General features: G+C 72.6%; 24 protein-coding genes. 13 read left to right on the top strand and 11 right to left on the bottom strand.

From position 1 onward, the window contains the following. Positions 1-37 precede the first annotated feature (37 nt). The 6 genes from ACFRCG_RS00335 to ACFRCG_RS00310 all read right to left on the bottom strand — a co-directional run bounded on the left by ACFRCG_RS00335 (position 38) and on the right by ACFRCG_RS00310 (position 5,015). On the bottom strand, positions 38-1,210 hold the full coding sequence (locus ACFRCG_RS00335; protein ID WP_380027046.1) for a hypothetical protein: 1,173 nt from the start codon (positions 1,208-1,210) through the stop codon (positions 38-40). Between the two features lie 7 nt (positions 1,211-1,217). Then, on the bottom strand, positions 1,218-1,736 hold the full coding sequence (locus ACFRCG_RS00330) for a SigE family RNA polymerase sigma factor (protein WP_380027045.1): 519 nt from the start codon (positions 1,734-1,736) through the stop codon (positions 1,218-1,220). A gap of 103 nt (positions 1,737-1,839) precedes the next feature. Continuing rightward, the gene (locus tag ACFRCG_RS00325; protein WP_380027044.1) at positions 1,840-3,642 is read right to left on the bottom strand and encodes a glycosyl transferase; all 1,803 of its coding nucleotides are present in this window, start codon (positions 3,640-3,642) and stop codon (positions 1,840-1,842) included. Then, positions 3,639-4,337, bottom strand: coding sequence for a glycosyltransferase (locus tag ACFRCG_RS00320; protein ID WP_380027043.1), 699 nt, complete (start codon positions 4,335-4,337; stop codon positions 3,639-3,641). Before ACFRCG_RS00320 ends, ACFRCG_RS00325 begins: the two co-directional genes overlap by 4 nt. 176 nt (positions 4,338-4,513) lie before the next feature. Beyond that, positions 4,514-4,741: a hypothetical protein gene (locus tag ACFRCG_RS00315; protein WP_380027041.1), complete on the bottom strand. Its 228-nt coding sequence runs from the start codon at positions 4,739-4,741 to the stop codon at positions 4,514-4,516. Positions 4,742-4,832: 91 nt separating this feature from the next. Continuing rightward, positions 4,833-5,015, bottom strand: a complete 183-nt coding sequence (locus ACFRCG_RS00310; protein WP_380027039.1) for a hypothetical protein — start codon at positions 5,013-5,015, stop codon at positions 4,833-4,835. 270 nt (positions 5,016-5,285) lie between these two features. Here ACFRCG_RS00310 and ACFRCG_RS00305 point away from each other — a divergent pair, with 270 nt between their 5' ends. Together ACFRCG_RS00305 and ACFRCG_RS00300 are read left to right on the top strand one after the other, a co-directional pair. Then, positions 5,286-5,951, top strand: coding sequence for an RNA polymerase sigma factor (locus tag ACFRCG_RS00305; protein WP_380027037.1), 666 nt, complete (start codon positions 5,286-5,288; stop codon positions 5,949-5,951). Then, the gene (locus tag ACFRCG_RS00300; RefSeq protein WP_380027035.1) at positions 5,948-6,826 is read left to right on the top strand and encodes a hypothetical protein; all 879 of its coding nucleotides are present in this window, start codon (positions 5,948-5,950) and stop codon (positions 6,824-6,826) included. The genes ACFRCG_RS00305 and ACFRCG_RS00300 overlap by 4 nt, the downstream gene beginning before the upstream one ends. Positions 6,827-7,068: 242 nt before the next feature. On the opposite strand, the gene ACFRCG_RS00295 is transcribed toward ACFRCG_RS00300, so the two are convergent. Next, positions 7,069-7,386: a hypothetical protein gene (locus tag ACFRCG_RS00295; protein ID WP_380027033.1), complete on the bottom strand. Its 318-nt coding sequence runs from the start codon at positions 7,384-7,386 to the stop codon at positions 7,069-7,071. Positions 7,387-7,585: 199 nt separating this feature from the next. Between ACFRCG_RS00295 and ACFRCG_RS00290 the strand changes: the two genes are divergently transcribed. Further along, positions 7,586-8,833: a histidine kinase gene (locus ACFRCG_RS00290; protein WP_380027031.1), complete on the top strand. Its 1,248-nt coding sequence runs from the start codon at positions 7,586-7,588 to the stop codon at positions 8,831-8,833. Positions 8,834-8,943: 110 nt separating this feature from the next. Further along, a complete protein-coding gene (locus ACFRCG_RS00285) occupies positions 8,944-9,693 on the top strand; it encodes a response regulator (protein WP_380027029.1) in 750 nt (249 codons plus the stop codon). Here ACFRCG_RS00285 and ACFRCG_RS00280 read toward each other — a convergent pair. Next, positions 9,605-10,873, bottom strand: a complete 1,269-nt coding sequence (locus ACFRCG_RS00280) for a histidine kinase (RefSeq protein WP_380027027.1) — start codon at positions 10,871-10,873, stop codon at positions 9,605-9,607. The two genes, ACFRCG_RS00285 and ACFRCG_RS00280, sit on opposite strands and share 89 nt — an antisense overlap. Positions 10,874-11,003: 130 nt before the next feature. Between ACFRCG_RS00280 and ACFRCG_RS00275 the strand changes: the two genes are divergently transcribed. The 3 genes from ACFRCG_RS00275 (at position 11,004) to ACFRCG_RS00265 (ending at position 13,753) form a co-directional block, all read left to right on the top strand. After that, positions 11,004-11,933 (top strand): ABC transporter ATP-binding protein, encoded by a 930-nt coding sequence (locus ACFRCG_RS00275; protein WP_380027025.1) that lies wholly within the window; start codon positions 11,004-11,006, stop codon positions 11,931-11,933. Beyond that, positions 11,930-12,709 (top strand): ABC transporter permease, encoded by a 780-nt coding sequence (locus tag ACFRCG_RS00270; protein ID WP_380027023.1) that lies wholly within the window; start codon positions 11,930-11,932, stop codon positions 12,707-12,709. Before ACFRCG_RS00275 ends, ACFRCG_RS00270 begins: the two co-directional genes overlap by 4 nt. Before the next feature lie 594 nt (positions 12,710-13,303). Further along, a complete protein-coding gene (locus ACFRCG_RS00265; RefSeq protein WP_380009801.1) occupies positions 13,304-13,753 on the top strand; it encodes a phospholipase in 450 nt (149 codons plus the stop codon). Between the two features lie 61 nt (positions 13,754-13,814). On the opposite strand, the gene tsaA is transcribed toward ACFRCG_RS00265, so the two are convergent. The 3 genes from tsaA to ACFRCG_RS00250 all read right to left on the bottom strand — a co-directional run bounded on the left by tsaA (position 13,815) and on the right by ACFRCG_RS00250 (position 15,540). Further along, a complete protein-coding gene (tsaA, locus tag ACFRCG_RS00260) occupies positions 13,815-14,261 on the bottom strand; it encodes a tRNA (N6-threonylcarbamoyladenosine(37)-N6)-methyltransferase TrmO (protein WP_380027021.1) in 447 nt (148 codons plus the stop codon). Positions 14,262-14,377: 116 nt separating this feature from the next. After that, positions 14,378-14,731, bottom strand: a complete 354-nt coding sequence (locus tag ACFRCG_RS00255) for a hypothetical protein (RefSeq protein WP_380009795.1) — start codon at positions 14,729-14,731, stop codon at positions 14,378-14,380. 146 nt (positions 14,732-14,877) lie between these two features. After that, positions 14,878-15,540, bottom strand: a complete 663-nt coding sequence (locus ACFRCG_RS00250; RefSeq protein WP_380027019.1) for a TetR/AcrR family transcriptional regulator — start codon at positions 15,538-15,540, stop codon at positions 14,878-14,880. Between the two features lie 219 nt (positions 15,541-15,759). On the opposite strand from ACFRCG_RS00250, the gene ACFRCG_RS00245 reads away from it, so the two are divergent. The 6 genes from ACFRCG_RS00245 (at position 15,760) to ACFRCG_RS00220 (ending at position 21,243) form a co-directional block, all read left to right on the top strand. After that, entirely contained in the window at positions 15,760-17,220 is a 1,461-nt protein-coding gene (locus tag ACFRCG_RS00245; protein ID WP_380027017.1) for an MFS transporter, read from the top strand. 76 nt (positions 17,221-17,296) lie between these two features. Beyond that, positions 17,297-18,478, top strand: a complete 1,182-nt coding sequence (locus tag ACFRCG_RS00240) for a GDSL-type esterase/lipase family protein (protein WP_380027015.1) — start codon at positions 17,297-17,299, stop codon at positions 18,476-18,478. Positions 18,479-18,614: 136 nt separating this feature from the next. Continuing rightward, the gene (locus ACFRCG_RS00235; protein WP_380027013.1) at positions 18,615-19,313 is read left to right on the top strand and encodes an alpha/beta fold hydrolase; all 699 of its coding nucleotides are present in this window, start codon (positions 18,615-18,617) and stop codon (positions 19,311-19,313) included. A 15-nt stretch (positions 19,314-19,328) separates the two neighbouring features. Then, positions 19,329-19,964, top strand: coding sequence for a C39 family peptidase (locus tag ACFRCG_RS00230; RefSeq protein WP_380027011.1), 636 nt, complete (start codon positions 19,329-19,331; stop codon positions 19,962-19,964). A 70-nt stretch (positions 19,965-20,034) separates the two neighbouring features. Then, on the top strand, positions 20,035-20,469 hold the full coding sequence (locus tag ACFRCG_RS00225) for a hypothetical protein (protein ID WP_380027009.1): 435 nt from the start codon (positions 20,035-20,037) through the stop codon (positions 20,467-20,469). Between the two features lie 39 nt (positions 20,470-20,508). Beyond that, the gene (locus ACFRCG_RS00220; RefSeq protein WP_380027007.1) at positions 20,509-21,243 is read left to right on the top strand and encodes a peptidase inhibitor family I36 protein; all 735 of its coding nucleotides are present in this window, start codon (positions 20,509-20,511) and stop codon (positions 21,241-21,243) included. Positions 21,244-21,271 lie beyond the last annotated feature (28 nt).

Below are 21,271 nucleotides of genomic sequence, written 5' to 3'. Positions count from 1 at the left end.
TGCCCCGCGGCCCCGGCCCCCGCCGGACCGGTGTGATTCAGCGGGCCGACCCCGTCGCCGACGTGGATGTCATCGGGGAGCCGAAGGTGTCGGTGGGGTCCGGTGTACCGCTGCCGGGGTTTCGGGTGGACGTGGCGGCGCCGTCCAGGTTGCCCGCCGTGCCAATCGTCGAGGTCGGCGATCCCGATGCCGAGGTGGGCGGGGACGTGGTCGGGGCGATCGCGGTGGACGCGCCGTCGGAGGGGATCAGGGTCGGCTGGATCGAGGCGGTGTCGACCAGTCGGATCGCCGCCAGCAACACGCGCAGGCGGTTCGGCTCGATCGCGGGCTCGGACTCGGCGAACGCGCCGTCGGCCCGGGAGATGCGGTCGGGGCGCACGTCGTGCGCGCCCGGTGTGGCGCCGACGCCCACCACGAACGAGGCCGGGTCGCCGCCCTCCGCGTTCGGCGGATCGCTCGTGCCGAAGCGCAGCGCGTACAACGAGGACCTCTCCGGCGCCATCGGCGCGATCACCGCGACCACGTGTTCCCCGCTCGCCAGCGCCCCCGGGGCCAGGGTCAGCGGGACGCGCACCGGTACCCGGGCGTCGGGAAGCACACTCTCCGCGATGTGTCGGACCCGTTCGGCGTCGGCGGCCGGGCCGGTGAGCGAGACCACGGCCCACGCGTCCCGGGCCCACTGCCACGCCAGTTCGAGCCGGCCGTCGACCGGGGTCGGCCCGATCAGCCACACCGCCGGACGCTCCCGGACCGACGGCGCGGTGGAACCCGCCGCGCTCGCCATCGCCGGGAACCGCCCCGCCGCGTACATCGTCACCGTCGCCCGCGTGGCCGCCAACTCCGGCGCGGCCCCCGGCTTCTCCGGCCCCAGGGTCACCCGCTGGCGAAAGCGGCCCGTCTCGTAGGACACCGGCGTGTACCCGCCCGCCGAGCCGACCCGGAAGGCCCGCTCGCGCACGTCGAAGCCGCCCCCGGCGGCCGGCCCGAAGCGCCCGTCGTGCGACGGTGTCGCGAGCACCACCGTCACCAGCGCGATCATCGCCACCGCGACCGCGCCGCCGACCACCGCCAGCACCCGGCGGGCCCGCACCGTGCGGCGACCGTCGCGGATCGCGCGCGCCACGTACACGCCCGGTTCGTCGGATCCGACCGGAGGCGTCTCGCGCAACGCGGCCAGCAGTCGGGCGCCCTCGTACTCCTCGGTGTCCATCGCCCTCCTACGCCCCTTCCCATCGGGCCACGACGGGCCCGTCCAGCAGTGTGCGCAGGCGCGCGAGGCCCAACGCGGTCTGGCTCTTCACCGTGCCCTGCGAGCAGTTCAGGACCTCGGCCACCTCGGCGACCGGCAGATCGCACAGGAACCGCAACACCAGCACGACCCGCTGCCTGGGCGGCACCCGGGACAGCGCGATCCGCACCGCGTCGCGCGTCTCCACGTCGGGTCCGGGCGGCGCGGCGGGCAGCGGGATGTCCTGCGGCGCGCCGACCAGCCGTACCCGGGCCCAGGCCAGCCGGCGCTCGTTGAGGAACGCGCGCACCAGCATGCGGTGCACGTAGCGGTCCAGGTCGTCCGCGGCACTGGCGCGCCGCCAGTGCACGTACAGGCGCGTGATGGTGTTCTGCACGATGTCGTCCGCCCGGTCCGGGTCCCCGCACAGCAGGCGGGCGACCCGGCGCAGCGCGGGCAGCCGGGCGGACACGTACTCCGTGTACGCGTGCTCGTCGCTCGCCCGCACCAGATTGCCCTCCCTCGCCCAACCGCCGATGCCGGCGCCTCCCGGGGACCGTATCGGCTCGGGGTCGGCCGCGAATCCCCCGGTCCGATGCGCCGCCACCCGCTCAGCCGGCACCGGCCGCACCCCCGTCCCGGGCGTCCACAGCCCGGCCGTTCCCACCGCGGACGTCCCACACCCACACGCCGCCGACCTGCCGGCTCGGCCCGAGCAGCAGTTCGAGCGTCGACCACAGCGCGTTCTCCTGGTAGTGCGGGCCGAGCACCACCACGTCCGCGTGCCAGAAGGCGAGGTCGGCGCGGGCCTGCGCGCGGTCCTGCTCGGTCACGTCCGGAACCTTGCCGTTGTCGCGCACCTCGCGCAGCAGGTTCGAGGTCGGCCGGGTGACGGCGCCGTAGCCGCCGAGCCGGTCCGGTCCGAACGGGCCGACGAAGTAGCCCTCGGCGAGCGGGAAGCCGAGGTCGGCGTCGACCTGCCAGCTCAGCGCCCGCGCGTCGGACGGGTCGGGCAGCGGGACCGTCACGATGGCCCGACCCGACCCCACGTACCGGCGCCAGGTGCCGTCGGCGAAGAACGCGGGCGTCGCCTCGCGGGGCTGGGTGGTCAGCGGTTGCGGCAGCAGCGGCACCAGCGCCTGGAGCGCGGCCACGCACCACAGCAGCCGGATCCGGCGATCGCGGGTACGGGTGGCGGCCTGCGCGCCGAGCGCGAGCAGCATGCCGAACACGGGCACGCAGACCATGGTGAATCGGCTCTCCAACACCGATTCGTACAGCGGGAGTTGCCCAAGCCAGCGCCACGGCCCGTCGATTCCGGTGGGTTCGCCGTTCAGGATGATCTCCGGGCCCAGGGAGAACAGCGCGGCGCCGACGAGCACGACCGCGAGCGCCTTGGCAAGCGCGGTGCGCCACAGTGTGACGACGAGGGCGAGGGCGAGCAGGACCAGCGGCCAGCCGAAGAACGCGTTCTCCTCGGTCCGGTTCATCGACAGGCGCGAGGAGACGTCGATGTCGCCGGCGAGGGAGCGGTCGGCGTACGCGGTCAGCGCGGCGAGGTCGTTGCCCGCCGGGCCGTGCAGCAGATTGGTGTAGCTCTGCGGGCCGTTGAACTGCCACCACAGCGGATAGGCGACCAGCACCAGGCACAGCGCCGCGCCGATCGGGACCCCCCGGGCCAGCGGACGCAGCGCCGCGCGCGCCGCGGCGGGCGCGGCGCAGGCGTAGCCGACGGCGAACAGCGCGATCCCGGTGGAGGCGAGCAGCAGCGCCTCCTCGCCGAGAAAGATCTGATAAGTCGTCAGCAGACCGAGCAGGACGCCGTCGCGGATCGGCCGCAGGCCGCCGGCCACCCGCAGCAGGCGGTCGATGATCAGCGGGATCACGAACAACACGGCCAGGTTGGGATGCGCGTTGGCGTGCGAGATCATCGGCGGGGCGAACGCGCAGAACGCGCCGCCCAGGGCCGCGGCCGGGCGCGAGACGTCCAGGTGACGCGAGATCAGGTAGTACCAGGCGGCGGCGGTCGCGGCGAGCCCGAAGGTCAGCACGATCGCCCAGGTCGCCGACGGCCCGAACAGCCAGGTGATCGGCGCGAGCGGGATGGACAGCCCCGGCATCGAGGTGTTCGCCATCAGGTTGACGCCGTCGGGATGGTTCTGCAGCGTCGTGGTCAGCGGGTTCTCCCCGTGCGCGACGGCGCGCGCGGTGACCGCGAAGAACCACTCCCACTGGCGCTGGTCCTGACCGCTGTCCACCAGATAGCGCCCGCCGGGCCCGCCCCACCACAGGCCGTGGTACAGCAGCAGCGAGGCGGCCAGGTAGACGCCGCACACCAGGGCGTCCAGGGTGCGAACGGAGCGGGGCAGCGCGATCGCGCGGATCGGCGCGACGGACTCGCGCACCGCGGTCACGCGGCCCGTCCCGGGGGGAGCGGCATCCGCAGCGGCTCCGCGCCGGGGGTGCGGCCGGCGGCCGGCGCCGGGCCGTGCCGCAGCCGTACCCGGGCCAGGTCGGTGAGCACTTCCAGGCAGTGTCCGGGGCGCAGCTTGGAGCCGTCCTGGTGGGTCCAGGCCACCGGAACCTCGACGAAGCTCCAGCCGAACGCGAGGAAGAGCCGGAGCACTTCGATGTCGAACGCCCACCCGTCCACGCTCGCGCGCGCGAACGCGGCCCGGGCCCGATCGCCCCGGAACAGCTTGAACCCGCATTGGGTGTCCACCGTCCCGGGCAGCGCGACGGCCCGGATCAGCCGGCTCCCGACATCCGACAACATCCGGCGCACCGGCGGCCGGGCCACCGCGAACGCCGGCCCGCGCGAGCCGATCGCCGCGTCGAACCCGGCGTCGAGCGCGGCCTGGAGCCGGGCCAACTCGCCGATCGGGGTGGCCAGATCCGCGTCGCACAGCAGCACCCGGTCACCGCGCGTGGCCGCGACCCCGACCCGTACGGCATGCCCTTTGCCCCGATTGACCGGATGTCGCACCAGTCGCACCCGCGGCTCGTCGCGGGCCACCGCCGCGGCGACGGCGTACGTGTCGTCGGTGGATCCGTCGTCGGAGACGACCAGTTCCCAATCGCCTCCGACCTCCCGGAGATGATCGACCACCGCCGCCAGAGTCCCCGGCAACCGCCGTGACTCGTTGAACACGGGTATCACGACCGAGAGCCCGATCCCACAACCAGTTCGCTTCACACCACGATGACCACCCGACTCCGGCATCGCGTTGTGTGACGTGGACCACATCTTTCGGCGCATGTCGACGGGACGCCCGCGCCGCGACATCAGCCGGTGGTCGAGCGTCGGCGATACCGCGCACAGCCGCACGACTTGCCGTTGGGCACGAGTTCACCGACGTCGAACTCGTCCCCGCCACACGTGTTTCCGTGGTCCGCGGGCAGATGTCCGCAGTTCGCGCAGGTGTCCGGATCGGGCTCGACCCGCGCGATGAAGACGCCGAACAGCACGAGCGGCGTGACGCCGATGACCAGGACGATCCAACCGTTGTGCATCGTGGCCCCTTCCGACGGTGGGCATCGCACGTGCGGCGGAGCCGGTGCGGCCTCGGTACACGTCCACCGGGTCGCACCGGCCCGAGGCCCGCTACCAGGTACCGGTCGCGCCGCCACCGCCGCTGGATCCGCCACCGAACCCGCCGAACCCGCCGTCGGCATCGGCCGCGGCCGGGCCGGCGGCGAGGGCCAACATCGCGGTGATCCCGGCCACCGTCAGGGCCGTGACCTTGCAGACTCGGCCCAGACGCTTGCGAAGGGTCTTTGCAGTCACGAGAGAACTCCGCTCACTAGGGTCGGATCACGGTCCGAGGCCGGATCCGAGGGAGGGTTCCTTTCCGTCGTGCAGCCGTGCAGCCGTGCAGCCGTGCTCGTGCGGTCGTGCAGGAAGAGCATCGCAGCGCGCACGGGTGAAAAGCAGCAGGGAATCCTCGCCTATACGCACCCGTGACCCATGCCCCGGACGCCCGGACGCGGGTGACGCGCGTCACCCTCCGGGAGCGCGCGGGCGGCTGCCGGACAGTCGAAGGGTGTGGAAACAAGCATGAGATCCCGGATCAGAGCCGGAGACCCCTACGCCTTCGAGGAGTTGTTCGCCGAACACTCGAAGTCCGTCTACAACCACGGCTTTCGCATGACAGGCGACTGGGCCGCGGCCGAGGACGTGATGGCGCTGACCTTCCTGGAGGCCTGGCGGCTGCGCGCCGACGTGGCCGCCGAAGGCGGCTCGCTGCGGCCGTGGTTGCTCGGCGTGGCGACGAATGTGGTCCGTAACCAACGACGAACGGCGCGGCGACATCAGGCGGTCCTGGACCGTGTGCCGCGCGAGCAGGCGGTGCCCGACTTCGCCGACACACTGGTCGGCCGGATCGACGACACCAGAACGATCGCCCGGATCCGGACGATGCTCGGCACGCTGCGCCGGCAGGAGCGCGAAGTCGTCGCGCTGTGCGTGTTCTCCGGACTCGACTCCGCCGCGGCGGCCGAGGCCCTGGGGATTCCGGTCGGCACCGTGCGCTCCCGGCTGTCCCGGGCCCGCGCCAAGCTCAAGCGGCTCGCGGACCGGGAGGAGGGCGCGCCGGAGGGCGCGGATCGGGCCTTGCCGACGCCAGTGCCTGCGCCCGCGCCTGCGCCTGCGCAACGTGTCGACGCCGCCCGCCGGCCGGGGCGCCTGCCCGTCGGCCGACCCATTCGGAAGGAAGCCCGATGAAGCGCCCGACCGCCCACGCCGACTCGCACTTCGACGAGTCGGTGACCCACGACCTGGCCGCGCTGTTGCCGACGCCGGCCGAGCGCGACCTCCCCGCCGCCCGGGCCGAGGGGATGACGGCCACCCTGTTCCAGGCATTTCACGACGCGGCGGCGGAGGAGGGCGCCCGCACCCCCGCTTCCCGCCGTCGGCGGATGGTCTGGCGGATCGGGGTACCGCTCGCGGTCCTCGCGGCGGCCGGTGGCACGATGGCGGCGATGCTCATCGACGACGCGCCGGCGCGGCTGTCCTATCCCCAGCAGACGAGCTGTTCGTACACGTACACCGTCGAACCCGCGTTCCTCTACGCCATGCACGTCGACGCCGCGCAGACCCCGGAGGAGGCGTGCGCCGCGGTCTGGGACGCGATGACCGACACCGCCCGGACCTACCTGCCGGCCGACAGCCCCGAGCGCACCGCTCCGAGGCCCGCCGTGCCGCCGCTGGTGGCCTGTACGCGCAAGGGCGAGCACAACGGCCTGTGGACGATGCCGAAACCGGCCGGCGTCGGCGTGCGGGATGCCTGCGCCGCGCTGGGCATGACCCGCCCCGACGACGGCGCCCGCTACGGCGGCGCGACCATCGACCAGGTCCGCCGCCTGAACCGGCTGTTGCAGGGCCCGGCGGCCGGCGGCCGGTGTCCGAACCTCGCGGACGTACGGGCGCGGGTGGAACGTGCCCTGGCCGAGGTCGGCATCACCACGTGGCCGATCAGGACGGAGATCGAGCCGGGCGCGGACCCGAACGGGGTCTTCCCCATCGTCGACCCGGAGCGCGCCGCCGTCGTGCTGCGCAACAGCCCACCCGGTACCTGCAAGGAGCCGGCCGGCCGCTGATCACGTCGTCGCGGCCACCGCGAAACCGGCCTGGGAAACCGCCCTCGGCGCCGACGGCCGATACGGCTGTCCCGTCGGGCTCCGAGGGCGGTGCCCGAAGCGGGTGTCGGTGGCCGGAGGTCCCGACGGCGGCTTCGCCCACGGCGGTTGGTCGCACCCGTTCTTCGACCCGTTCGCCGACCGGTTGAACGCGATGCCGAAGTGGCCGCCGTGGGCCGGCCCGGAGATCGGCGCCCTCGGGGCTACCGCGTCGTGTAGTAGACGTATCCGCCGAGCCCGCCGATGAGGATCAGGTTGTACATGAAGATCTTGATCCGCCCGGCGGCCGAGACCGGCCCGCGCTGGGGGGTGTAGGCGGGGCCGCCGCCTCCGCCGCCGTGTCCCCCGGTGCCGTTGCAGTTCGGGCACGGCTGCATCTGCATGTTGCGACCGCTACCGCCACAACCCCCGCAGCCCATCCCGTCCTGCACCAGCGTGTTCCGGCCGGATCCGCCACACCCGGAGCACATGGTCTCCATCGGCATCCAGCCGTTGCCGCCGCAACTCCCGCAGTACCCCACCCTGCCTCCTCGCGAAGATCCCCCGCGCCGAGCTTGCATGAGGAGGGCTCGGGGGTCAACGCAATCCGGATGAACTTCCGCACCGGGCCCGGGGCCGGCCGGAGGAGAGACGACCCCTACATGTGCGACCTCCGGACTAGGGGAGCGCTCGCCGCGCCGGATGACGCCGGTGCGGGCGCAGCGACCGTAACGTCCGGGTGTGCAAAAAATCTACGCCTGGCTGCGCGTGCGTCCGCTCGTGGTGGATGTGCTGTACATGCTGCCCCTGCCGCTGCTGAGTGCCAGTCAGCAGAACGCCGACGACGCGCCGACCGGCCACGCCTGGACCTGGACATGGGTCGTCGTCGCGGTGTTCTGCCTGGGCGCGGTGCTGCGCCGGGCCTACCCTCGAGCCGCTTTCCTGGTGGTCGCGCTGGGCGGTGTGGGGCAACTGTTCTTCACCGGGGCGATCTCCGCGGCGAGCTTCGCGGTGCCGATGGTGTTGTACACGACGGCGAAGTGGGGCAGCCGTCGGCGGGCGCGGATCGCGCTCGTCGCCGTGTTCGTCGGGCCGGGACTCTACTTCGCCCGATGGGGCACCAACCTCGAACTCAGCCTGCGCGACGGCCTGTTCGGCTACTGCTTCCTGGTGACCAGCCTCGGTATCGCCTGGGTCCTCGGCGACTCGATGCGCACCCGACGGGCCTACTACGCCGAACTCGAGGAGCGCGCGACGCGCCTGGAGTTCGAACGGGACCAGCAGGCACAGATCGCGGCGGCGGCCGAACGTTCCCGGATCGCCCGCGAGTTGCACGACGTGGTGGCACACAACGTGTCGGTGATCGTGGTCCAGGCCGACGGTGCCGGACGGGCCATCGCCACCGCCCCGGACAAGGCCCGCGAGGCACTGGACACCATCGCCAAGACCGGCCGCGAGGCGCTCGTGGAGATGCGCCGGCTGCTCGGCGTCCTGCGCGCGGAGAACGAGACCGAGGGCATGACCCCACAACCGAACCTGGGCCACCTGGACGATCTCGTCGCCCAGGTCGGCCGCGCGGGGATGTCGGTGGGTCTGACCGTCGAGGGGGTACCGATCGACCCCTCCCGGACCGTCGCCCTGACCGCCTACCGCATCATCCAGGAGGCGCTGACCAACACCCGCAAACACGCCGGTCCGCAGGCCACCGCGAAGGTGCTGGTCAGATACCTGGAGCAGGCACTGGAGTTGCGCATCGGCGACGACGGGCGCGGCGCGCGGGCACCGGGCGACGGAATGGGCCACGGGCTGATCGGCATGCGCGAACGGGTCGCGATGCTCGACGGACGGTTGGACATCGGCCCGGACCCGGACGGTGGGTGGGTGGTGTACGCCCTGCTGCCCTATGGCACGGGCGGGGACGGGGAGCAGACCGTGGCGGCGCCGTCGACGCCCGCGCGGCGGGCCGGGGCTCGGACGGGGTCGCACTGAGGGGGCGGGTCGTGGGGGGGTGTCGGGCTCGTTCGGTTCGGCGCGATGCCCGGGATCGGCTGGGGTATCGTCGCGACAGGGTGTCGGGGCGACGGGTTGGGGGACTGCGGGTGCCGGTCCGGGTGTTGGTGGCCGAGGATCAGGCCCTGTTGCGCGGCAGCTTTCGGATGCTGGTGGACTCCGCGCCGGGACTGCTCGCCGTCGGTGAGGCGGCCACCGGGGTCGAGGCCGTCGAACTGGCCCGCCGGGAACGCCCGGACGTGGTGTTGATGGACGTCCGGATGCCCGAGATGGACGGCGTCGAGGCGACTCGGTCGATCTGCGGGCCGACGGGCGTGCCGGGCACTCGGGTGCTCATTCTGACCATGTTCGACCTGGACGCGTATGTGTATCCGGCGTTGCGAGCGGGCGCCAGTGGGTTTTTGCTCAAGGACACCCGGCCGGCGGAACTGCTCGCTGCCATCGAGGTGATCGCGGCGGGGGAGGCGTTGTTGGCCCCGACCGTGACGCGGCGTCTGATCGCCGGGTACGGTCCGGCCCCGGGGGCCGGGGCGCCTTCGCCGTCGCCGTCCTCGGGCGAGGTGGCGGGGTTGACGGACCGGGAGCGGGAAGTGCTGCTCCTGGTGGCCGGAGGGTTGTCCAACGCCGAGATCGGCGAGCGGTTGCGGGTGGGGCTGCCCACGGTGAAGTCGCACGTGAGCCGACTCCTGGACAAGCTCGGTGCGCGCGATCGGGTGCAACTGGTGATCACGTGCTACGAGATCGGGTTGGTCACGCCCGCGCGCTCGGGGACGGGGGCGGGGCCGAACATGGGTCCGGTGCCGGGTGCGGGCCTCGATCGAGGGGCAACTCGACGGTGAGGCGGAAGCCGCCTTCCGGACGCGGGCCGGCCGTGACCGTGCCGCCGTGGATCGCGGCCCGTTCGCGAATGCCGACCAGGCCGTAGCCACCGGGCTCGCGTCGGTGATTCGAGGTCGCCGGACCGTCGTCGACCACCTCGATCCGAACGCGCCGGTCGTCCGCCTCGATCGACACGGCACACCGGGCCCCCGGAGCGTGCCCGGCCACGTTCGTCAGCCCCTCCTGGACGACGCGGTACACCGAACGGCCCACGCTCTCCGGCAACTCGTCCGCCCCGAAGACGTGCAGGCTCGCCCGGATGCCCGACTCCCGCGCGCGCTCGACCAGGGCCGGTACCTGCGCGACGCCCCGGCCCGGGTGCAGTTCCGCCTCCTCCTGCGCCCGCAACACCCCGAGCATGCGCCGCAGATCGGTGAGCGCGTCGCGGCTGGTGGCCTCGATCACCCGCAACGCCTCGATCGCCTCGTCCGGGCGATCCCGCGCCACGTGGCCCGAGATCGCCGCCTTGACCGCGATCACGCCCATCGTGTGGCCGACCACGTCATGCAACTCACGGGCGATCCGCAGTCGTTCGTCGGCCGCCGCCGCGTCGGCGAGTCGGCGCGCCTGATCCGCCGCGAACGCCCGACGTGCCCGTACCGTCCGGCCGATCGTCCAGGCGCCGCCCAGCGCACCGCCGGCGGCCAGCACCGGCGCCGGATCGATGTGCGACGCGTAGGCGGGGCCGGCCACGGGCAGGCCGAACACGCAGATCGCGCTCAGCCCGGCGATCGCCGCGGTGGGCAAGCGGCGGCGACGCCAGGCGAGGGCGACCGGATACAGCGTGAAGCCGGCCGCGAGGAACAACGTGGGCCCGGCGTCGGCGACTTCGGCGGCGATCGAGGCGGCGAGCACGACGGCGAAGGCGAGGACCGGCCGACGCCGCCGCACGGCCGGCGGCACCGCGATACCGAGCACGATCGACATCGAGGCCCACCAGGGCAGTTGGCCGCGGTGGACGCCGACCGCCTCGACCGCCGCGACCAGCCCGAACACCACACCGGCGGCAGCGTCGAGCCCAAGGAGCCATCCGGGGGTCAACCGCCGGGTGATCGCGAGGCGCAACCTGGACTCGCGCGGCGGGGCCTCCCGTGCCCCGTCCTGGGCCGCCGCAGCCGCGGGCGTCGCGGATTCCCGCATTCCACGACCGTCCCGTCCCGACTCGTTCACCCCCCGACTCTAGGCAGCGCCGCGTCGGCCCGCCTCATCCGGTGGTATGTCGGCCGGGCGCCCGATGTGCCCCCGAACCGGGCCGGCGAGGGTGGTGCGCATGATCGAAGTGCGAGACCTGACCAAACGTTACGGCCGCGTCGTCGCCGTCGACGGACTGTCGTTTCGAGTGCGTCCCGGTGTGGTGACCGGATTCCTCGGCCCGAACGGGGCCGGCAAATCCGCGACGTTGCGGATGCTGCTGGGCCTGGATCGTCCCACCGCCGGAACGGCCCGCGTCGACGGCCGGGCCTACGGCGAACTACCCAGGCCGCTGCGGGAGGTGGGCGCGCTGCTCGACGCGAACACCGCGCACCCCGGGCGTTCCGCGATCGCCCATCTGCGCTGGCTGGCCCGGAGCAACGCGATACCCCGCCGGCGGGTCGACGCCGTCCTCGACCAGGTCGGCCTGGCCGGCGTCGGGCGGGCCCGGGTGCGGACCTTCTCGCTGGGCATGCGACAGCGGCTCGGGCTCGCCGCGGCGCTGCTCGGCGACCCCGGCGTACTGATCCTGGACGAACCGGTCAACGGCCTCGACCCGGAGGGCATTCGGTGGTTCCGCCTGTGGGTTCGGGCACTGGCGGGCGAGGGCCGCACGGTGTTCGTGGCCGGCCATGTGATGAGCGAGATGGAACCGACCGCCGACCGGGTGATCGTGATCGGCGGTGGTCGACTGATCGCGGACACCTCGGTAAGGGAGTTGACCGAACGCTTCGCACGCGGCGTCCTGGTCCGCACCCCGCGACCGGCCGAACTGACCGCCGCACTGGCCGCGCTGGGAGCCACGGCCGCCGCCGAGACGGACGGCCGCCTCGTCGTACACGGGATCGAAGCGCCCGGCGTCGGCGACCTGGCCGCTGCGCGTGGCATCCCGATCTGGGAAATCCGCCCGCGTACGGCATCGTTGGAGGAGGCGTACACGGAACTCACCACCGCCGACGTCGAATACCGACCGTCGGGGGATGCGCGAGCGACGGGGACGGCGCGATGATCGACGTTCTGGCCGCGGAATGGCTCAAGTTGCGCACCGCACGCTCCACCCTCGTCACGCTCGCCGTGATCGTCCTCGCCATGGCCGGCATCTGTGCCCTGGCCTGGTACGGCGCGCATACCTGGGACGGGCTCGCGGAGAGCGATCGGGCGCACTTCTCGATGGCGCCGCTGGAGTCGCTGCTCCTGCTGGTCGTCGAGATCAGCGTGGCGGTGTCGGCCGCATCGACGATCACCGGCGAGTACGCCGGCGGAATGATCCGGGACACGCTGATCGCGGTGCCGCGGCGCGGTCGGGTGCTGGCCGCAAAGGCACTGGTGGTGGGCGGAGTTGCCCTGGTCGTGGGACCGACCTGCGTGTTCGCCGGCTCCTACGCGAGTCGGGCGGTCGTGGCGGACCGCCCCATCCGCGCTTTCGCCGACGCCGGTACGCACACCACCGCCCTGCTGCTCGCGCAGAGCCTGGCGGTGGTCGTGGCCGCGCTGGTCGGGTTCGGCCTGGGCGCGGCACTGCGCTCGACGACGGGCACGGTCACCTGCCTGGCCGGCCTGCTGTACGTGATTCCGATGGTCCTGCAGAGCCTGCCCGCGCCGTGGGACCGACGGGTCAACTCGCTGACCCTGGACAGCCTTCCGGGCCAACTGGCGGGTACCGGAAACCCGAACTCGGTCTACGGCTCGGCGCTGCCCCCGGCCGGCGCGGCCGTGGTGAGTTGCCTGTACGTGGCCGTCCCGCTGACCGTGGCAACGATCCGCATGCGACGCGAGGACGCGTGACCCGGGCCCGGTCGTGCCGGACGCCTCGCGGTGTGCGGGCGGTCGTTCGGCCTTACGCGGTCCATATGTGAGGAGACGAGCAAAGGGCTCTCGATGCAAACCGTTCGCGTTCGCCGAACCGGTGGGCCGTGTGCACGCGTTGTCCCGGCGCGGTGCGCCCACGCGGCCGCCGGTGCTGCGTGCCGCGGATGTGACGCCCGATCCCTCCTGGTCGAGACCGCGCCGTCGGCCGTCTCGTCGGCGGGACAGAGGCGGACGCGCGTAGCGTAGCCGTGGACCCGGCCCGCATCGCGCCCACGACGGTGAGACGATCCGGCGCTGCGCGTGGCGGCGGCACCTCGCGGTGGCCAACGTGTGGTGTGCGCAAGGGCGTCGGGCGAATCGGGTGTGCCCGGAGGATGAATTGTCATCCGAAGTCCGCCGAAGTCTGGACGGCAACCGCGTTCCTCCGGTGGGATGGCGTCCGTTCCCGCGTCCACGGATCGCGTCTCGCGTCGCCGACCGGTCGAGGGGAGTTCGGAGTTCGGCCGTACCACCTGCGTCCCCTGCCCACGGCGCTCCACACCCGGAGCGTCGGCATCCTGGAGGTATTCGATGCGTCGACTGTCCATGGCACTTGCCGCCACCGCGATGACGATCGGCGTCGGAGTCGGCGTGGCCACGCCGGTCCAGGCCGCTCCGGCGGACAAGCCGCAGGTGCTGTCCAGTTGGACCCAGACCAGCGCCGCCAGCTACAACGCCTGGTGGTCCGCCCGGCAGAACCAGGGCAACTGGGCCGCCTACAACTTCGACTGGTCCACCGACTACTGCAGCAGCTCGCCCGACAACCCGCTCGGCTTCCCGTTCCAGAACTCCTGTGCCCGGCACGACTTCGGCTACCGCAACTACAAGGCGGCGGGCACCTTCGCCGCGAACAAGCCCCGCCTGGACAGCGCGCTGTACGAGGACCTCAAGCGGGTCTGCGCCCCGTACGGCGCGGTGGCTCGGGCGACCTGCAACAGCACGGCCTGGACCTACTACCAGGCGGTCAAGCTCCTCGGCTGAGGCCGAGGTCGAGCCGAGCCCCCGGGCCGGTGACGGCAATGTCGTCGGCCCGGGGGCTCGGTCAGCGCTCGCCGATGTCCCCCAATACCGGCTTGACGTCCAAGATCGGGGTGCCGTCGAGCGCTTCGAGGTCGCGGACGCCCATCCGCAGGCCGTCGATCGTGGTGATGTGTACGCGGTGCAGACCGATCGGGTTGGGCCGATCCGGCGAGCGGGTGTCGAACACGCCCCGCACCCGCGTGCGGGCGTCGCCACGCGGGTGCACGGACAGCACGTCCCGGTCCGCCCGGTCGAGCCAGGTCAGCACCAGGACGTCCGTGCCGACCGCCAGGTCCCGGAGCCCGTCGGCCACGTCCGGCTCGAACACGAGCCAGGCCTCCGGTGAACCCTCGTCCCCCTGCTTGGGCGCGGACGCCCGATCCAGCAGCGGGGACTCGACCCGGCCGATCGGCCGCAGCACATACTCGTCCCGACCGATCCCCGGCCCCTGACGCGCGTCGTCGCTCATCGTTGCGCCCCCTTCGTCGTCGATCCCACCCGGCTTTGCCCCCTTGACCGTTGCGGGACGGCGGATGTGACGAAGACCGTCGCCGGGACGCCGGGACGCCGGGACGCGGGGTCGGGTCAGTCGGTGACGTCGAACAGCACCGAGCGCACCTTCAGGTCGTCACGGGCGGGATTGCCGTGCGGCTTCAGGCGCCACTCGGCGCCCGCGCAGTGGGCCCCCTGGTAGACGGTGACCCAGGAGTCGGTGTCGTTGTGGGGGCCGTAGCCGGGCGGGACGTCGTCCGAACCGACGCCGTACAGGTCGATGCACACGCCGCTGCGCGGGTCGTGCAGGGTGACCTGATGTTCCTGGCCGGACTCGTCGACGTACTTGTAGTGGAACCCGCCCTCGGCGGCAACGGAGGTTCCGGGCAGTGACAGGACCAGTGCCAGGGCGGCCACGGCGGCGCCGGCGGCATTGCGGAGCTTCAAGGCGAATCCCTTCCAAAAGGTTGCTTGGTCGACCTTAGAGGGAGTTCGCAGAAAATAAGCGGACATTTCGCAGGAACGCGTCGTGGTGTCCGACGGTCCGTGCCGTGCGCGCCTTCGCGGCGTGTGGGGGTGTGCCGACTGGGGGACTAGCCGGCGTCCGGGCGGGTCTGCGGGCGGTATCGGGCCAGGAACATGTCCACGCCGCCGGTGATCAGACGGGCCGTCAGGTCCGCGTCCGGCGCGGCGCCCGTGGAGCCGTACGCGATGTGCGGCATCAGCACCAGGCCGGACAGCTGGATCGCGGCCAAGGGCACGTCGTCGATGGCCAGTTCGCCGCGTTCGACCAGCCGGGTCAGCGCCGTGCGAACCACCACGTGGAAGCGGTCCGGGCCCAACTCCTGCCAGGTCCGGCCCAGTTCGGGCAGGCGGGGCATCGAGCCCAGCACCACGTTGTGCAGCGCGAGCACCTCCGGGGTGGCGTGGCCGGCCACCCACGCCTCACAGATGGCGATCAGGTCGGCCCGTACATCGGTGGAGGAGCCCAGGCGCTCCTCGATCAGACGCATGGAGTCGACCAGCGCCCGATCGAGCATGTCGCCGACGATCGCGATGAACAGGGCCTCCTTGCTGCCGAAGTGGTTGTAGACGGTCACCTTCGCGACGCCGGCCTCGGCGGCGATGGTGTCCATGCCCACGCCGTAGCCGTCGCGCAGGAAGGCGTCGGTCGCCGCCTTCAGGATCGCCGCGCGCTTGCGTGCCGCGCGGTCACCCGAGGGGATGCGCTTGGGGGTCTGCTCGGCTGCCCACACGGTCGGCTCCTGTGTTCGTCGTCGCGTTGGTTCGTGGCGTTCACACGTTCACGCGTTGCCGCGTGCGTTCGGCGCGGTGTGTGAACGCCGGATCGTTACTCAGTCTAATCAATTCTGAACCGTACGGGTCGGTTCAACTGAACTGCACTGTTGAGTTCATATGAACTGCACTGTATGGTTTGGTTCATCGGACGGCGGACACCTGAAAGGGGTCGGCAGATGAACCACGACACGGCCACGAGGCCGAAGGCGGCATCGGCGGCAAGGGGCGAGCCCGCCGGCACCCCCGGTACCACCGCGGCCACCCGAACCGGCGCCGCCTTCGCGCTGCTGGCCGCCGTACAGGCCGTCCTCAACACCTCGGTCACCATCACCTCGGCCGCCGGCCCCGACATCGCCGCCGACCTCGGCCTCGGCGCCTCCGGCCTGGTCTGGACCGGCGCCGCCTACACCCTCGCCTTCAGCGGCCTGCTCCTGCTCGGCGGCCGGATGGCCGACCGGTACGGCCGCCGCAACGCCTTCCGGGCCGGTATCGCCCTGTTCGCCGCCGCCTCGCTGGCCGGCGCGCTCGTCCCCGGCGGGGGATGGCTGATCACCATCCGGCTGCTCCAGGGCACCGGCGCCGCGGTGGCCGCGCCCGCCGCGATGGCCCTGGTCGGGGACGTGTTCCCGGTCGAGGCCGCCCGACGGCGCGCGATGGCCGCGTGGGGCGGACTCTCCGGCGTCGGCGCCGCGTTGGGCATGCAACTCGCCGGTGCCACCGCCACCTGGGCCTCGTGGCGCTGGTCCTTCGTCGCCCTGGCCCTGGTCGGCCTCGTGGTCGCCGCCCTCGCCGGGCGATACCTGCCGGCGGGCCCGACGCCGACGCGCGGCCGGGTGGACGTACTGGGTGCGGCCCTCGTCACCGGCGGCGTCGCGCTGCTCAGCCTGGGCCTGGTGGCCGTCGGGACCCACGGTTGGCTCACCGCCGCCGTACTCCTGCCGATCGGCGCCGGCCTCGTGCTCCTGCTCGGCTTCGGCGTGGCCGAGAACCGGGTCGCCGCGCCGCTGATGCCGCTGCGCTTCCTCGCCTCGGGGCGTCGGGTCGGCGCGCTGGCCACCGGCATGCTCGCGCCGATCGCCGGATCGTCGGCGGCGTTCCTGATGTCGCTGTACTTCCAGCGGGTGCTCGGCTGGTCCGCGTTGCGCTCGGCGCTGGGCTTCGTTCCGTACACCCTCGCGCTGATCGTGGTCAGCGCCACCAGCGTATTGATCGTGGCCCGGCTCGGCGCTCGGCGGACCGCGTCCCTCGGCCTGATCACGATGGCGATCGCGTTCCTGCTGTTCGGCCGGATCGACGCGGAATCCGCCTACGTCGGCGCGCCGTTGCTCGGCATGCTCGTCCTTCCCGTCGGGATCGCACTGACCGCGGCCTCGGCGGTGGTCGGCGCGACGCGGGGCGTGTCGGCCGGGGACGCCGCACTGGCCGGCGGCGCCTTCAACACCTCGATGCTGATGGGCCCGACCATCGGCATGGCCCTGTTCGCCTCGCTCGCCGACGCACACACCGGCACCGGCCCGTCCCCGGAGCAGGCCGCCACCGACGGCTACGTCTTCGCCTTCCACGCCGCGGCGGCGCTGTTCGCGGTCGCCGCGGTGGCCGTGACGGTCCTGCGCGGGAGCCGGCCGGCGCGGGCCTGATCGGGCCCGCCCACCGCACCACCCGTCAACTCGCCCGCCGACCAACCACCCTCATCCATCGGGGAGTTCACCGATCATGACCAGCATCGACACGACCACCACCACCCCCGTCACCGCTGCCGCCCCCGCCACCACCTGGGTGGCGGGCTTCCGCTCCGCCGTGCTCGGCGCGTACGAGGAGATCCGGATCCAGCCGTCACGCGCCTTCCGCGACCAGACACTTCGGCAAATCCTGCACATGGACGGCGGCGGCACCACGTTGCGGGTGTTGCTGAGCAACGAATACGGCCGGGAGCCCCTGGTGATCGGGGCGGCGCGGGTCGGCGCGGCCGGCTCGGGCGGCGTCGTGGATCCGGCCGGGGAGGTCGTACTGCGGTTCGCCGGGGCGGCCGAGGTGACCATCCCGGTCGGCGCCCGGATCCGGAGCGACCCGGTCGAGTTCGCCACCGAGGCCGGCACCGACCTGGCGCTGACACTGTACTTCCCGCAGGACACCGGCCTGGCGACCTACGCGCACACCCCTTCCCAGAACGCCTACGTGGTCGCCGGCAACGCCGTGGGGCGGGCCGCGTTCGACGACGCGGAGGAGGTCGACGGGCGGTACTACGTGGCCGGGGTCGACGTCCTGGCCCCCGAGGGCACCGCGATCGCCGTGGCGTTCGGGGACTCCTGGTTCGGCGGCGGTGGCACCACCGTCGGAGCCAACCTGCGCTTCCCGAACCAGCTGAACCGGCGACTGGCCCGGGGCTGGGTGGTCAACCAGGGGCTCGGCGGCAACCGGCTGCTCACCGACGAGGTCGGGCCGCACGGGCTCGCGCGCTTCGAGCGCGATGTGCTGTCCGTGCCGGGCGCCACCCACGTGCTCTTCCACTTCGGCCTCAACGACCTGGGCCTGCCCGGCATGTCCGGGAAGCCGCCGGCCGGCGCGGCGGACCTGATCGACGGCTTCATCGCGCCGGCGGCGCGGGCCCGAGCGGCCGGACTGACTTCGATCGCCGCCACGATGGGCCCGTACGGCGGCACCATCTACCCCGGCGTGGACAGCGTCCAGGGCCGGGCGGAACGCCGTCGGGTGAACGACTGGATCCGCGCCTCGGACGTCTTCGACGCGGTCGTCGACGTGGCCGCCGCGGTGCAGGACCCCGACGCCCCGGACTTCATCCGGGCCGACCTCGACAGCGGCGACCACCTGCACCTCAACGATGCGGGCGTGCGCGTGATGGCCGACGCCTACGACCTGGCATACGTACGGCTGTGACGGTCGCGCGCCCGAGCGCGTCCGCCGTCGAAGCACAGTCCGTCGAACCCCCGTCACCCGCCGCCCGGTCCCAGGACCGCGACCGGCGGGTGACGTCGTTCCGGGCGGTGTCGCAGTGATCGGATAGCGTGCCGCGATGACGGATTTCGTGCTGGTCGCAGGTGCGTGGTTGGGATCCCCCGCGTGGGACGAGGTGGTGCCGGAGCTGCGGGCCGCAGGGCACGGGGCGTATCCGCTCTCGCTCTCCGGCCTCGCCGAGAAGCGGGGCGTACCGGCGGGGCAGCGTACGCACGTCCGGGACATCGTGGACGAGGTCGAGGATCGGGACCTGCGCGATGTGGTCCTCGTCGGACACAGCTACTCGGGCATCCCGGTGGGTCAGGCCGCGGAGCGGATCGGCGAGCGGCTGCGGAGGATGGTCCTGGTCGACTCGAACGTGGCCGTGCACGGCGAGTCGTTCGCGTCCGGATCCTGGTCCGGAGAGGCGGCGATCACCGCCGCGATCGTCGCCGACGGCGGCTTCTGGGCACTGCCGCCGGCGGCGGAGTTCGCGGGACAGGGCCTCACCGACGAGCAGATCGCCCGGCTCGTGGCCGACGCGACGCCGCACCCCGGCGACTCCCTGACCGAACGCGCCGAGTTGGCCGGGTCGTTGGGTGACATTCCGACGACCTACCTGAAGTGCCTCCTCGACGGCCCGGAGCCCGGCGACGCGGTGGCGAAGCTGCTGACGAGCGAACGGTGGCGGCTGGTCGAGATGAACACGGGCCACTGGCCGATGTACTCCCAGCCGCACGAACTGGCCCGAATCCTCCTGGAAGAGGCCGGCCGGTAGCCGGAAGGAGTCCACATGTCCGACCGACACACGCGTCACCCGAACACGCGTCATCCGATACCGGCGATCACCCAGTACGCGAGCCCGGACCTGATCGACGCGATCGTCTACGCCGGCCGTCCGCCGGGCGACGACGACGCCTGGGCGGTGAGCGGGGCACCGGACCGGACCGCCTACGGCTACTGGGCCGGGCGGTGGTGCGGGATGGCCTGTCTGCGGATGGCGCTGTTCGCGCGCGACGGCCATGCGCCTCCGCTGTACGAGCTGATGGTCGGCTGCGCGACGCACGGCGGGTATGTGCGTCGGGAGGACGGCGGGGTCGACGGCCTCTACTACCGGCCGTTCGTCGAATACGTACGGGAGGCGCACGGATTGCGGGCGGAGGTCGTCACCGAGTTGGGGCCGGACCGGCTCGCCGACGAACTCGACCGGGGCCGCCTGGTGATGGCCTCCGTGCACCGGGAGATTCGCCGCCCCGAGCGTCCGGCGCCGGGGCGTGGCGGACACCTCGTCCTGGTCACCGGTCGGCGCGACGACGCGGTCACCTTCCACAACCCGTCCGGACACACCCCCGAGGCGGTATCCGCGGTGCTCGCGCCGCACCGCTTCGACGAGTTCGCGGCGAGGCGCGGCATCGTGCTGCACGTGTGAGGCACGCGGCCCAGGTCGCGGCGCGGCACTACGCTGGGCGCAAACGTTCGTTCGGTGAGGAGCATCGGCCGTGATCCTGAGTTCGCTGACGTTCACGCTCGTGCCGAAGCCGTGGGACAGGATGTCGTGGGTGGAGGTTCCCGACGGCCTCGAGTTCATGCGCTACGAGATCACCACGATCCCCGCGCCGAAGCGCCCGGAGGTGGAGGGCACTCCGGAGGAGGCGGCCCGGTGGGAGCGGGCCGCGCAGGACTTCGTACAGGAACTGATGGACGCCCAGTCCGAGGTGCGGTGGGAGCACGGCATCCGGACGAAGCCCCGCTTCATGGCGGACACCGCCACGGTGCGCCTGTGGCGATACTCCTGGTTCCCCAACCGCCGGGCCCGCTCGCGCCGCTCCTGGGATCGATGCGTGGCCCGCATGCGCGCGGCCGAGGAACGCTACCGCCCGGTGCGCGAGGAGATCGAGGCCCGCGTGGCGGCGACGAAGGCGCGCGAGAACTGAGCCCGCCGGCGGACTCCGGGGCCGGAACCCGGAGTCGGCATGATCGTTGAGCCCGGCATGACACACACCAAACGAATCGTGGTCGGACTGGCAAGCGTGGTCGCGGTGCTCGGCGCCGCGCCGGTCTCCCCGGCCCGGGCGGCCGACGGATACGACCGGTGTCCCGACGGCTACTACTGCATGTTCTCCGGCCTCGACGGAACCGGGGACATGATCACGCTGAGGGCGAGCACGCCGGATCTCGCGGCGCTGGGTATGAACGACCGCGCCGAGTCGGACTGGAACCGGACCACCTCGACCATCCACCTCTGGTCCGACGCGCAATACAGCGGCTGTACGGCCGTCACCTCGCCCGGCCCGACCGGCAAGGGCAACTTCTTCCCGAGCTTCCGCGACTTCTTCAGCTCGGTGCAGTTCGACGGCCCGGGCGGCCAAGCTGCGGCACGCCCCCCGGTGAGGCCCCGGGCGACGAGGCGTGACCGGACCGCTCCCCTGACCGCGCCACCCCGTCACGGCGCGACGGCGGCCGCTCCGGTGAGGGGGAGCGGTTCGGGGCGGCCGGTGGCACGGGCGGTGTACGCGTGCACGTCGGCCCAGGATCGGATGTGCTCGTCGATGCCGCGTCCGCAGGGGCAGTTTTGCGCACCGCGTGTCGCGAAGGCACAGACGAGCGTGGTGTCTTCGGCGCCGCCGCCTTCGAACGGTGCGTTGCGGCCATCGGTTGAGCGTCGGGCACGGTCCGGTGTCGCGCATGCGGGACACCGGCCCGTGTGAGGCGGGGCGAGGGGGACCCCATGACGCG

It is taken from the genome of Embleya sp. NPDC056575, assembly GCF_042793325.1.
Lineage (GTDB): Bacteria > Actinomycetota > Actinomycetes > Streptomycetales > Streptomycetaceae > Embleya.
Note: the sequence above shows the minus strand (reverse complement) of the source record. Positions and strands in the feature narration are given on the sequence as shown.